This is a genomic window from Desertivirga brevis (assembly GCF_017355835.1).
The window spans coordinates 297,609-310,762 of sequence record NZ_JAFEWF010000003.1 but is presented as its reverse complement, the minus strand read 5'-3'; the positions used below and the strand labels follow the sequence as shown (position 1 = coordinate 310,762).

At 40.3% G+C, this 13,154-nt stretch carries 8 protein-coding genes; 2 read left to right on the top strand and 6 right to left on the bottom strand.

Annotated elements, in window-relative coordinates:
• Window position 1 precedes the first annotated feature (1 nt).
• The 5 genes from J4N25_RS11775 to J4N25_RS11755 all read right to left on the bottom strand — a co-directional run bounded on the left by J4N25_RS11775 (window position 2) and on the right by J4N25_RS11755 (window position 10,179).
• A complete protein-coding gene (locus tag J4N25_RS11775) occupies window positions 2-1,222 on the bottom strand; it encodes a C40 family peptidase (RefSeq protein ID WP_207422399.1) in 1,221 nt (406 codons plus the stop codon).
• A gap of 1 nt (window position 1,223) precedes the next feature.
• The gene (locus tag J4N25_RS11770) at window positions 1,224-3,089 is read right to left on the bottom strand and encodes an outer membrane protein assembly factor BamB family protein (RefSeq protein WP_207422398.1); all 1,866 of its coding nucleotides are present in this window, start codon (window positions 3,087-3,089) and stop codon (window positions 1,224-1,226) included.
• A gap of 270 nt (window positions 3,090-3,359) precedes the next feature.
• Window positions 3,360-5,225 (bottom strand): RagB/SusD family nutrient uptake outer membrane protein, encoded by a 1,866-nt coding sequence (locus J4N25_RS11765; RefSeq protein ID WP_207422397.1) that lies wholly within the window; start codon window positions 5,223-5,225, stop codon window positions 3,360-3,362.
• A gap of 11 nt (window positions 5,226-5,236) precedes the next feature.
• Window positions 5,237-8,650 (bottom strand): SusC/RagA family TonB-linked outer membrane protein, encoded by a 3,414-nt coding sequence (locus J4N25_RS11760; protein ID WP_207422396.1) that lies wholly within the window; start codon window positions 8,648-8,650, stop codon window positions 5,237-5,239.
• Between the two features lie 299 nt (window positions 8,651-8,949).
• Complete coding sequence (locus tag J4N25_RS11755) at window positions 8,950-10,179, bottom strand: exo-beta-N-acetylmuramidase NamZ family protein (protein WP_207422395.1); 1,230 nt, start codon at window positions 10,177-10,179, stop codon at window positions 8,950-8,952.
• A gap of 410 nt (window positions 10,180-10,589) precedes the next feature.
• On the opposite strand from J4N25_RS11755, the gene J4N25_RS11750 reads away from it, so the two are divergent.
• Window positions 10,590-11,702, top strand: a complete 1,113-nt coding sequence (locus J4N25_RS11750; RefSeq protein WP_207422394.1) for an acyltransferase family protein — start codon at window positions 10,590-10,592, stop codon at window positions 11,700-11,702.
• A gap of 3 nt (window positions 11,703-11,705) precedes the next feature.
• Here J4N25_RS11750 and J4N25_RS11745 read toward each other — a convergent pair whose 3' ends face one another.
• A complete protein-coding gene (locus tag J4N25_RS11745) occupies window positions 11,706-12,449 on the bottom strand; it encodes a DeoR/GlpR family DNA-binding transcription regulator (RefSeq protein WP_207422393.1) in 744 nt (247 codons plus the stop codon).
• Between the two features lie 288 nt (window positions 12,450-12,737).
• Here J4N25_RS11745 and J4N25_RS11740 point away from each other — a divergent pair, with 288 nt between their 5' ends.
• Window positions 12,738-13,148, top strand: coding sequence for a hypothetical protein (locus J4N25_RS11740; RefSeq protein ID WP_207422392.1), 411 nt, complete (start codon window positions 12,738-12,740; stop codon window positions 13,146-13,148).
• The last annotated feature ends 6 nt before the right edge of the window (window positions 13,149-13,154 follow it).

The following is a 13,154-nucleotide window of genomic DNA, read 5'->3' as shown; positions in this document are numbered from 1 at the left end:
GTTAATGTTTATTAGGAGAATAAAAGGGATGATCCTCGATCCTGGAAATTCCAGGAGAACCTATGGCTGTTAGCATTCGTTTTGCGTTCACTAGTGTACGGCTTTGAAAGCTGTCATAATCTGAGCTGCTGGCCACGAGACTGTTGACCCTCACCATACTTGCTGATTGAATAAACTTACCATCACCAATATAAATTGCTGTATGAGTTACCCTTGCATTAGGAACTCTATTCTTTCCTGCTGCAAAGAACAGCAGGTCTCCAGCTTTTAAAGTTCTTAGCGCCTTTGTTATGCTAACACTATCATTCTCAAAAATGTCTACCTGTTGGCCATATAAAACCTGTTGTGATGCATCCCTAGGTAAAATGATTCCATTCAGGAAGTAAGAAGTCTTAGTAAAACCACTGCAGTCTACACCTTTGGAAGAAGTGCCACCCCAAAGATATGGGACGCCCATTAAGGATCTTGCCGTTTCCAAGACCTGCTCTGCTTGTGGATTTGCTCTCGATACCCAGCTTTTGTAAGCCATAGCATCCTTAAGAGGAATATATCCTTTCCTGCCATCGGGGAATAGTACCTTGTAAAACTTCTTCTCCTTGCCTGAAATATTTAGAATATTACCAGCAACAACATCAGATACCGGAGAAGAATGCTTTGCCGGCCGACTAAGAGCATGGCCATAGCTAGTCAAAACAACTATTTTTTCTGCCAGCTGCCACTTCTTAAACTCTTGGGGAGTGAAGGTTGCTATTCCTGCATCATCTGTCCAGGAGAGGTAATTATCCGGAGTACGGACAAGGTAGTACCCTCGCTCTTTTTTCAGTACCTGAACTGGAGTTCCAAGAAGGAGCTGGGTGGCCATTTCGGCTGCATTGTCAGGAGCAACACGATTGTTGCATACCGAAAGAGTAGCAATTCCCCATGTCTTTCCATCCAATTCCTCCGCCGGTAACAATGATTCTCTAATCTTTGCCTTAATGCTTTGTTTTTCCAGATGAAGTTTCAAGCCTTCAATAGCTTTGGGGTCTGAGCTCTCCACTTTCAACGAAAGAGGCTCAAAACTTTCAATATTTACCTTATAGTAAGTCGTTCTCTTATCAGCTGCATATTTCTTCTGCACATCATCGATCAGTCGCCAAACCCTGGCAGAATCTGCCAGGGATCTTGCTGCTACCTCAAAGCATACCAGAAGGAGAATAATATTTAATAAGAGTTTCTTCACTTTAATTACTATAAGAGTATTCAAGACAAGCAATCTTGCCATCCATGGTACTTACAATAACTTTGTTCTTATCCAGAGGCATTATAGGGTTCATGAGACAGTTGGAGGTTTTGTATTGCCACAAAACTTTTCCCGAACTACGATCAATAGCAGAAGCAAGTCCCGAGTGAGAAGGTATGAAGACAACTCCGTTATTTTCTATCAGCGTTGAAGGAGTCAACTCATAGGGCAACTTCAACGAGGCTTTCCAGGCCAAATCCATGTCTGAAGCAGCAGTTGAGATACCATATAGTTCACCATCCATCGTTTTGACATAAACAAGAGAACTATCTTCTGACAGCCCCATAGATTCCCTGACCCTAACATCTTTCATTTGTTTTCTCCAAATTACCTCGCCGGTTTTGGCATTAAAGGCAGTCATATACCGATCAGGAGCAACAATAAAAACTTTGCCTTTCGCCGCTACCGGATAACATGCTGCAGGAGAGAACATCCTGTTTAATGCTCCGTTATTCCATTTCCAAATGAGCTTACCATTTTTAATATCGAGTGCATAGAAATCATTAGCCCAACAGCCAAAGTAAATTATACCTTCATAGATTAAAGGTTTGGTTACAACAAATCCCTTCACATCATCAAAATCCCATAATAACTTGCCTGACTTGAGATCTAGAGATCGAAAGTGTCCGTCTGAGCTACCAACAAAAACCTGATTACCTTTAATAACCGGTGAGCCAAGTACAGGCTTTAATGCCTCGTATTTCCAAATAAGTTTGCCAGATGATGCAGAAAGGCAATAAATAAAATTATCTGAAGAGCCAACTGTTAGGTAATCACCCTCTACTGCTGGTGTGGAATAAATCTTTCCTCCAGTTTTAAACATCCAGGCTCTTTTTCCATCGTTCTTATTAAGAGCATATACTAGTCCCTTAGTATCGGTTGCAAAAACGAATTTCTTTGAAGAAGCAGTACCAGCCCCAATATCGCTTTGGTCCTGATACTCCCAGAGCAATTTTACCTTGTTGAACTTTTCATTCACGGCAAAGGAGGGTCTGAAATACTTTGTAGTATCCTTTGTGAACTGGTGATTGAACATATCTACTTCTGCCCATTTTCTCAGGCCATCCAAGCCAAGTTTCCTTTCCTCAAAAATTGCCTTGCTGTTTGCGATTGTAACAATAGTATAGCCACCGACACTATCCTTCGCTCTTAAATTGGAGCGTCCCATGACCGATGGAATTCCCTCAACTGAAAATCTCTTATTAGAATGACCATGCCCGCACAAAACCAGTTGAACATTAGTTTTCTTCAACCGGTCTAAAGCTTCATACCAATTATTTTGTGCAGAATCCTGAGGGTAATGATTGAGATAAATAATAGGCATCCCAGGATCCCGCATATTTGAAAGCACAGAATCTAACCATACAATATTCTCTCTCGGAATTTGCCCTGGTCCCATACGCATATTAGGACCGGAGCTTGTTCCGACAAACAAATAACCACCTTTAACTAAGGAGAACGTTTCGCCCCCGAAAACCCTCCTGAAGCTATTACTTCCGCTTTCAGACCAGTTGGAATCGTGATTACCAGCAATGATATACCAAGGTTTACTAAGACTATCGAGGATTTGTTTTGCCAGTTTAAGCTCCTCATCCGAGCCAAACTCAGTGACGTCACCCGTAATGACGGCGAATTCCAATAAAGGATTGGCATTCACATCTAAAACAGTACGACGAAGATCTTCTGCTGCTGTTGGATTACCGATATGGGTATCAGAAATAAAGGCAAACTTTAAAGACTGAGCTGAGGCAGAATGAAACAGTAAAATAAAAAGCCAACCCAGGAAAATACAATTACTTGATTTCATAGCATTTGAAAATATTTAGAGCTCTTGAGCGATCAAAACGCGAAAAAATGCATTCGGAATGTCCCATGTAAAAAAACCATTCGAATAACACGAACTTCTTGCATTTTACATTTAAAAAACGCAAAAAACCGCAATTGCGATCGCAATAATGGTTGTATTGATGCTGGAACATTGCACTAATTCTGATCTCTTCTGACAGTTTGAAAAATCCAAAGAACTATAGATATAAAAAAGCTCCTCAGCTCTTTTATATCTATAAAAAGTTAAAGTTTACCAGTTAACAGTTTGAGTAAGGTTATATCCTCTTTCTTTGTATTGTATAATCTGATTCTGCCCAACCGGAGACATATAAACTGCATCAGAGAATGAATTGCGATTTGAAGCATTTTCTACCATCCAAAAGCCCACTAATGCCTCAGCATTGCTGCCATTGTAAGTCACAACAGTTCCATCAGCTTTTTTCACTCTCACCTTTCCAACGTTTGTAGCTGTTAGCACTCCCGGCACTTCGGCTTTCACATTAACCCATGGCCCCAGGAAATAGTCGGGGTTTTTACTAAAATCCATGTACTGAATTTTCTTCCATCGTTTTAAATCAAGCAGTCGAGTGTGCTCAAAAACAAACTCCATACGTCTTTCCCTGCGAATTTCCCAGACTAAAGCAGGGACATCTGCATCACGGGCTGGGTCATCAGGAAGAGTTGCTAAAGTTAAGGGAACTGTTTTTTGTACCCCTTTTGCAATCGCAGCAGCGTCTAAAGGACGATTACGGATTGCATTTATTGATTTATTTAAATCTGCTTGGGTAATCGCTGGACCTGCAAAGTACTCCGCTAACACTGCCTTTGCCTCTATCCAATTTAGAACAACTTCTGCTAGTCGTATAACAGGAGCATCGCTTGTATTTGTATTGCTTCCCCAAGCCGCTGGATAGGTTTTTCCAATAAAGGTTATAGCCTCTCTCGATGCAAACTTATAGCCATATAGCAACGTGGTTGACTTGTCCAAAGCACGATCAATAAAAGATGCTTCAAAACGTGGATCCCGGGTTTTAATCAGATCACCTATAGTAAAACTTGCCGCCCCAGGCGTAGTTGAATTTTGCCATACCTTACCATCGTTTACTAGGAATGATTTAATAAAAACAAGATTGGCATCTACTCCCATTGATTCGGTACCGTTTTGGTAAGAACCAATACTATGGGTTACTCCAAGAGTTGCATCGTAGGTGCGGTAAAGCAATACTTCTGGGTGTCCCGCTAAACTTTCAGAAGAAAATATTGATTTGAAATCACGTGTAAAATTATACTTATTGCTATTAATAACCACTTCGGCTGCCTCTACAGCTAATTCCAAATACTTCTTAGCCCGGACTGCATCTAGATTATGGTAATGTTCAAATGTTCCTTCAAACAACATTAATCGGGAGATAAAAGCAGCAGCAATATATTTATTTAAGTTCTGGGCGCCATCATTTTCACGCATATTAGCAAGAGCATATTTGAAATCCTCATAAACTTTATCCATAACAAATCCTCTGCTATCACGATCTTTATATAGCTGATCCCAATCTGTATCCCCCAATACTTTATCATAGTAAGGTACATCCCCAAAAACGCTTACAAGTCTGCTATACTCAAAGCCACGAAAGAAACGCCCAACCGCTGTCCAATGCTTATATGCTTCGGGCGCAAGCTTCGGTTCCATAATGTTTTGCAGCCTATCTAGAAACAGATTTGACTTTCTCACCCAAGCAAAGTTCCAAGTAGGGCCTGCGTATTGGGTTAACATTGATGGTGCTTCAAGGGTTGCTATTGTTGCCGTTGAAGAGGGTGCACGACTAACGGGAACAGTGCTTTCGAAGTTACTTTGAACATTTCTCGCAGTCAAGTCATCAGAGAAGGTGTAGCCCCTTACAGGGGTATAATCAGTGCCGAAACCTGTATTGTATCCCACGAAGTAATTCGGATAGAAACCATTGGCGAACAAACGTGCGTCATCTTCATTTCTCCAGAACTTCGTCGGATCATCCTGAATATCTGTAAGAGGAGGCCTATCAAGAACCTCTTTATTACAGGAAGCCATTAAAACGCAGGCTAGAGCGAGGCTATATATAAGTTTAATATGATGTTTCATCTTCTTAAAATTTAAAAGTTTAACTGAACGCCGAAAGAAGCACTTTTGAAAGCCGGTACGCCTACACCCGTCCTACCGGAATTATAATTACTATCATTCCACATTGAATAGCCATTGATATTTTCAGGATCGATAGGAAGATCACCAAGTTTATCCCAGGTTATAAAGTTTTCAAGAGAGGTATAAACACGTAGACTGTTTATGTTAACCCTTTTTAGTAAAGACTTCGGGAAAGAATATCCTAAGGTAACATTCTTCAGTCTCAGGTAAGCCATATTTAAAAGATAGCGGCTTTGAATCTGCATATTATTTCCAGTATTAGTGCCTCCCATGTCATAAGCTCTAGGATAGAAGGCGCCTGTGTTTTCAGGAGTCCAATAGTTGCTCGCAATAGCTTCAGGCATAGCACCGTCACCAGAGGCATAACCTGCAATAGTGGTCGAGCCATTTCCCCAAATCTTACGGCTACCTACTCCCTGGAAAAAGGTGCTAAAATCAAAGCCTTTGAAGTCTGCACCTAATCGAAATCCATACTCGTACCGAGGCGTTGAATTTCCAATAATCTCAAGATCTCCATAGTCATCAGTCAATTGATTCCCATTATTTAACTCACCGTCGCCGTTAAGGTCCATAAACTTTACGTCACCAGGGCCGAACCGAAAATTCGAGCTGTTTTGTAAAAACGCTTGGTAAACCGGCTTTTCTCCATTAGCGCCATTTCTTAACTTCCATACTTTCTTACCGGCATTTTGCTTACTATCAGTAGCAGTAAGGGTATACTCGATTAAGTTACCATTAGCGTCCAACTCAAAATCATCTTTCTGATAGAGTCTATCCGTTTTATAACCCCATATTTCCCCTACTGTCTTACCCACATAATAATTATTTACTCCCTTTGTTGTTCCGTAAGCGGTGATAATAGATTTCGCATCAGAAAGATTACCACCTAAACTAATGCCTAAACCATTTTTAAACTTGTGATTAAAATTAAGAGTGAATTCCCATCCTCTTGTCTCCAGAGAGCCGTAATTACTTTCTGGAGCAGAAACTCCAAGAGTTACGGGTACTCCTTCTGCAGGAACAATCATATTATTCGTTTTGCGGTTATAAACTTCGAAGGTTGCGTTTAAACGATCTTGAAGAAAGCCCGCATCAATGCCAAAGTTGGTGGTTACTATATCTTGCCAAGTTATAAAAGGGGAAACATCTGTTGGTGAGCCTACGTAGCTAAATTTCGTTCCCGTGCCTCCAATCCAATTTATAGGACCGCTCCCCATTAAAGAAAGATAAAGACTGTTAGGAACTGTTTGATCTCCAATAGAACCCCAGGACCCTCTAAACTTAAGATTACTTAGAACAGGGCTTGCCCAACTCATGAAGCTCTCCTTACTTGCAACCCAACCAGCCGAAAAAGAAGGAAACCATTTCCACCAAAGACTATTAGGAAACTTTGAGGAACCATCATATCTTAAATTTCCTTCTAGTAGATATTTATCCTTAAACCCATAATTTACACGCCCAAAATAACCTAATTGCGCTTCCCAAAACTTATCTCCTCCACCAGTAGTCGTACCCACACCGTAATCAAATTGTGGATTTTGAATATCCAGAAGATTTGTTATTTGGGTCCACTGGTAGTCAGTATCATCAGTTACCCGGTTCAACCCCAACATAAATTTGAAACTATGATCGGTCTTTAAATCTAGATTGTAAGTTGTAAAAGCATTAATTGTATGACGTCTGAAATCAGTGGTAGATCTATAAATATGATCAGGATTAGACCCCGCAGCTGTATAGGCATCCATAGAAAGATCAAAAGCTGGCATCGCACCAGGAGCCGTACTAGCAACTACCTGCCCTTCTGAATTAACATATACTGGGCTGCCGTTAGCATCAAGCCTGGCTTTGGGTGCAACCCAAGAATTTCTCGCTGTAAATCTTGTTCCAGGACGTTTCCAATCCTCACCCTGGCTGGAGAAGGTATAGTCAAAATCTACTTTCCAGTTTTTCATAATATTCACCGTTCCACCAAGATTAAGGTTCATGTAATTAGTTAGAATATTGGCAGTATTAGCTGCTGATGCTTCACTGGCGGGACTACGAATAGGATCGCCGTTTTCGTCGTTTCCAAGTGGAAACAAGGGGCTCCATCTATATATATATAGCCATGGATCGGCAGTAGTCGAGTTGGTTACATACGCATACTCCTTATTCCTTCTTGAATAAATAGCGCCAGCTCTTGCCGTAAAGTATTTATTAATCTCACTTGAAACTTTCAAAGAGGCATTATACCTGTTAAATTCATCTGTTTTTGCAGCCTTCATCATTCCACTTTGATCCAATGCAGCAAGTCCAATATTATAAGAGGTCTTACCTGTTGTTCCACCAATCGAAAGATTATGCTGTTGAGTAGGTGCCCATTCCTCCACCATGCTCGCATATGGATCATAAGTCCTTACACCGAATTTCTGACCACTTTGCACATACCAATCTCTTCCATAAACTGTTGGATCATTAGTACCAATCGTATTACCGTACTTCTCCTTCCACTCGACAGCTTTATTATAACTAGCACGATCTACTTTGTAAAATGCTCCTGTGGAAGTTCCTCCAACACGCTCCACCGCATCAACCGAGTACTTTAATGCATTTACGTCTGCCATTTTCAGTTCTTTCCAAGGATTCTGGTAAGAAAAGTTGTTATTATAGTTGATTTGAGGCTTTCCGTTACTTGATCCCTGTTTTGTAGTTATCAATACTACCCCAAAAGCAGCCTTTGAACCGTATATAGATGACGCGGCTGCATCTTTTAATACTGTTATTGAGGCGATATCGTTGGGATTGACTAATTGAATACTAGGAATTTCAACGTTATCCAGTAATATAAGAGGAGAAGCTCCTCCTCGAATAGATCCAATCTGACCTCTAATTTTAATTATTGGATCAGACCCTACTTCACCGCTGGGTATTGTTACGCTCAGTCCCGCAGCAGCACCCTGAATTGCCCTTCCAGCATCCGCTATTGGCCGACTACCTAATGTCTTATTCACATCTATAGTCGAAACAGCTCCAGTAAGGTTTCCCTTCTTTTGGGTGCCGTAACCTACCACCACTACCTCATTGAGGCTTTTTGTATCAGACCCGAGTTTTACATTCATAACTGCCTCATCTCCGACAGTCCTCTCTAATGGAGCGAATCCAATGAATGAAAATACTAACACCTGTCCTTTAGATGCATTAATGGCAAATTCGCCATTCGTCCCCGTACTAGTACCTGAAGTAGCTCCCTTGATTTTTACAGAAACCCCAGGGAGAGGCAATCCATCTTCTTCAGCAGTTACCTTCCCGGTTATTTTTTGCTGAGCAAACACCTTGAAGACTAAGAAGACCATCGCCAAGCATAACATGAGTAGCCTTTTTTTCATAATTAAATTAATGATCGTGTATAGTTGAATTAAATCTTAAACAAACAGCGCAACAAGCGGCATAAAAACGATTTTAAAACCTAAAAGCAGCAAGCCTTTACCAAATATAACATTACATTATGCAATATTCAAAAAAATAACCGCAAAAAAACGCACATACAGGCAAAAAAAAGCAGAAACTGGCGCAACAAGGCAAGAAATTTGACTGTCGGACCTAATTTTTCAATCATTATCACTCAAACAACAAAACTTTTACTCAGTTAGTAACAAAAAAACAGGCAATACTGGAAAATTAACACCTAAGAATAGATTAAATACTTCTTCCTAATCTGTTTAAATTCATCAAGTCCTCTTTTCCAGCTCTTTCTGATCTTATTTTCTGACCATCCTGCCTGAATCTGCTGTTTTAATTCAACATTCCCTGCCAGTTTATCGAAATTGCCCATCTCCTTGCTCTGTTTATAATCGAAAAAGCGCTCCTTGCCTGGATATGCTTCATAAAATTCTTTCAACCACTTCAGGTTTATTTGCTTGCTCGCCCTAAGCTCTCTTTCGCTAATTGTTCTAAAATCAAGACCAAAGCAAGTCTTATCCATATGTAATGGAGTTTCACTCATCCCCTTTATACTCTTGGGCGTAAATGAAAAGGAGTACCTTCCCTTTAATTCTGGATTACCCAATACGGTAAACGGAAACACGGTTCCTCGTCCCTGACTAATAACAGTACCTTCGAACAGACACAATGAAGGATAAAGAAGAATTGACTGTTGAGTATTTAAATTAGGAGAAGGATTTACCGGCAACTTGTAGGGCATGTCGTGAGAATAATTAGCAACAGGAACAACAGTGATCTTGCATTTTACCCGGTTTGCAAGCCAACCTTCACCATTAATCATCTGGGCATATTCGCCTACTGTCATTCCATGGGCAATAGGAACAGGATGAATGCCAATACCCGACTTAAGATTCATATCCAGAATGGGGCCGTCGATTAAATAACCATTAGGATTTGGCCGGTCAAGAATAAGCAGCTCCTTGCCGTTCTCCGCACAAGCTTCCATTACTCTATGCATAGTAATGATGTAAGTATAAAACCTTGCTCCTACGTCCTGTATATCAAAAACCACAAGATCCAGATCATCCAGCATCTGCTTCGTTGGCTTTTGAGTCTTCCCGTATAAGGAGACAACCGGAATACCAGTTTTAGGATCAACAGCGTCATTCACCTTAACTCCAGCTCCAACGTCTCCTCTGAAACCGTGCTCGGGACCAAAAACCTTTACGATATTTACGCCTAACGCTTTTAGGCTGTCTACACTATGCTTTTTCCCGATGATAGAAGTCTGGTTTACTACCATTCCAACCCGCTTACCATCTAAATAAGTGAGATACTTATCAAGCTGATCAGCTCCTGTAATAATAGCTGGTTGTTTATTCCTTTTTGTCGCCTTCTCAAAACCTGTTGCAGAAGAAAAAAGGGCAAGTAAAAAAATGCACCATAACACCGGATAATTCAGAGCTCTTTTCATAAATATATTTACAAATTATTTTCTACCAGTTCGTGATAGCTAAGCTTGTCGAAATCGATCTCAGAGAAGCGCTTCCAAAAGCAGGATAAGATGCATTCCATACAAGCGATAGTTCAATCAAGAAGAGTTAATCATTAATGCACCAGCTGCATCAGTAATGACTAGGTTTTTATAATTTGGTTAGTTAGCTTATGTATAAATCAAACTTAAAAAAGATTTTCAAAAAACGCAAGAAGACGCAATATTTTTTTATCCAAAACGCACAAACAGGAAAAATAAGCGCGAAATACTTATATTAGGTCACTTGAATGCACATTTGTGCGTATTTCAACAGAAAACTAACAAACAACCCGGAGGGTAGCATCCGTAATAGGAAGACTAATAATTAAATCAACAAGCATATATTTTATATGAAAAAACGCGTACTTTCCCTTGATGTGTTTCGCGGAGCAACCGTAGCTGCGATGATCCTTGTAAATAATCCTGGCAGTTGGGGACATATCTATCCTCCATTAGAACACGCCCCTTGGAATGGCTGTACGCCTACAGATTTAATATTCCCCTTTTTCATATTTATAGTGGGGGTATCGATCGTATTTTCCCTTCAGAACAAGAAGTCAGCAACAGAACAGCTTGGAACCCTGATGGGAAAAATCTCTAAGCGGGCGGCGATCCTCTTCCTACTCGGATTGTTGCTCGCACTATTTCCAGACTTTGAGTTTGCGACAGTGAGAATACCGGGTGTCCTTCAGCGTATAGCAGTAGTATTCTTGATCAGCTCTATAATCTTTTTGAAAACAAAGTTTAAAACACAAGGCTGGATATTTGGCTCACTACTTATATTCTACTGGATGATAATGACTATAATTCCAGTTCCGGGAGTAGGTCATCCCAACCTTGAACCTGAAACTAATCTGGGAGCTTGGATAGACAGAACACTCATAACGGAAGCTCATCTCTGGAAGTCAAGCAAAACATGGGATCCGGAAGGTATCTTAAGCACAATCCCAGCAATAAGCACTTGCCTTGCTGGGGTTCTCACAGCTCAATGGCTACTTCGCAAAAACTATTCTACAGAAACTAATCTTCTCGGCATAATTAGCGCTGGAGCCATAGCCGTACTTCTCGCTCTGGTTTGGGATCCAATGTTTCCCATAAATAAATCTCTTTGGACAAGCTCCTACGTACTTTATGCGGGAGGCCTGGCCGCTGTAGCGTTCGGAATACTTTACTGGATGATAGATGTTAAGGAAAAGAAAAAACTTACCGCCCCATTTGTCGCCTTTGGTGTAAATGCTATCACCGTTTTCTTCCTCAGCGGAATCATCGCCAAAAGCATGAATACAATTAAAATATCAAGCGGAAATGAAGATGTGGCCTTAAAAACCTTCCTGTACGAATCCTATTTCAGACCCTACTTCACTGAATTAAATGCCTCTTTAGCCTGGGCCATCTGCTTTGTCTCTGTATGGTTCCTAATTTTGTGGATTATGTATAAAAGAAATATTATAATTAAAGTATAAGGCTTACAACAGCTCCACATACTTAGAATACCCTTGCAAAGCCGGATCTGAAGGATCAAGATCTGTTACAAGATAATTTATAGCATTAAGGTTGCAGACCTTCATTTTTTGAACAGAATCCAGCTTCTCAGCAATACTTACTACAGCTGTTCTTTTTGCAGCTTTCAGCATAGCCTTCTTAACTTGAACTACCTCCATGTCTGAATCCGAAATTCCCGCTTCAAGAGACAGACCGTTGGTACCTAAAAAACAAAGATCAACATGAATCTCGGAAAGCTGATTTACAACCATAGACCCAACAGAGATGTGGGCGTTGGGTGAAAGCTGGCCACCAAGCAGAATAACATTAATATTAGAGTTTTCCACAAGCTCTAGAGCAACCAAAGGGCTAACAGTGAAAAATGTTGCGCGCAGGTTCTTAGGAATCATCCGAGCAATCTCAATCATTGTAGTACCGCCACCTACTAACAGAACCATCTCATCCGTGATAAGAGACAATGCTTTCTTGGCAATTTCCTTTTTAGAGTCTTTTGCGTAAGTTTCCTTCTCTGTAAAAGGATAATGGAACGACTTAGACAATGCTCCTCCGTAAACCTTAATGATTTTTCCGGATTCAGCCAGCTCGTTCAAATCGCGACGGACGGTATCTTCAGAAACATTCAATTCAGTACTGAGATCAGAAGACAATACTTTATTGTGTAAATTTATTTGCTTGATGATATAGGCCTGACGCTCTTCTTTTAACATTATTATTAGGGAAACCAGTTATTCGTGACCAAATATATAAAATTGAAGGAAGTATAAACCAGTCTTTCTAAACAAGTCGTTATTAGATGAGTGCATTGGCCTTATTGTGTCATATATACTTGAGAACCCAAAGCAATGGAATTAAGAAGCGTTCACACCCTGAAAAATGAGATCTTCCATTAAAAAGAAAATTAGCGCCGCTTCTTAACACCGCTTCAGACACTTAACATAAAGATAATATTAACCTAATAAAAATATTGTGTTAATTTGAAGTTAAATCAAATCGCAATGAAAAAGAAAAAAATAGCACAAAAAGTACGTAGAGCCGTAAAAAAAGAATTAGAAACAAAACTTAAAAATGTTATTGGAGAAATTGCTGCTAATTTCGACTTAGATTCAAAAAAGACCCGCAAAGCTATCAATAAGGTAAGCAAACAATTATCTGAGAGATTTTCAGAGAAGATCGACATTAGTGCACTCCTTAAGAAAGAAGCTCCAGCAAAGGAACCCGAAGTTAAACCTGCTGTTGCCAAACCAAAAGTTGAAATAGCACCTGCGACAGAAAAACCGGCAGCAAAACCAGTAGTAAAAAGACCCGTTGTTAGAAGAAAGCCGGCTACTGTTGCGCCAGTTAAAGCAGTTGAAAAACCGGTAGAAGAGATTGCACCGGTAGAAGAGCAAGCCGTTACAAGCCTGTAACGCATA

Coding starts and splice junctions, on each gene's coding strand:
- J4N25_RS11770 (WP_207422398.1), bottom strand. CDS start 3,089: ATGAAATCAAGTAATTGTATTTTCCTGGGTTGGCTTTTTATTTTACTG.
- J4N25_RS11765 (WP_207422397.1), bottom strand. CDS start 5,225: ATGAAACATCATATTAAACTTATATATAGCCTCGCTCTAGCCTGCGTT.
- J4N25_RS11760 (WP_207422396.1), bottom strand. CDS start 8,650: ATGAAAAAAAGGCTACTCATGTTATGCTTGGCGATGGTCTTCTTAGTC.
- J4N25_RS11755 (WP_207422395.1), bottom strand. CDS start 10,179: ATGAAAAGAGCTCTGAATTATCCGGTGTTATGGTGCATTTTTTTACTT.
- J4N25_RS11750 (WP_207422394.1), top strand. CDS start 10,590: ATGAAAAAACGCGTACTTTCCCTTGATGTGTTTCGCGGAGCAACCGTA.
- J4N25_RS11745 (WP_207422393.1), bottom strand. CDS start 12,449: ATGTTAAAAGAAGAGCGTCAGGCCTATATCATCAAGCAAATAAATTTA.
- J4N25_RS11740 (WP_207422392.1), top strand. CDS start 12,738: ATGAAAAAGAAAAAAATAGCACAAAAAGTACGTAGAGCCGTAAAAAAA.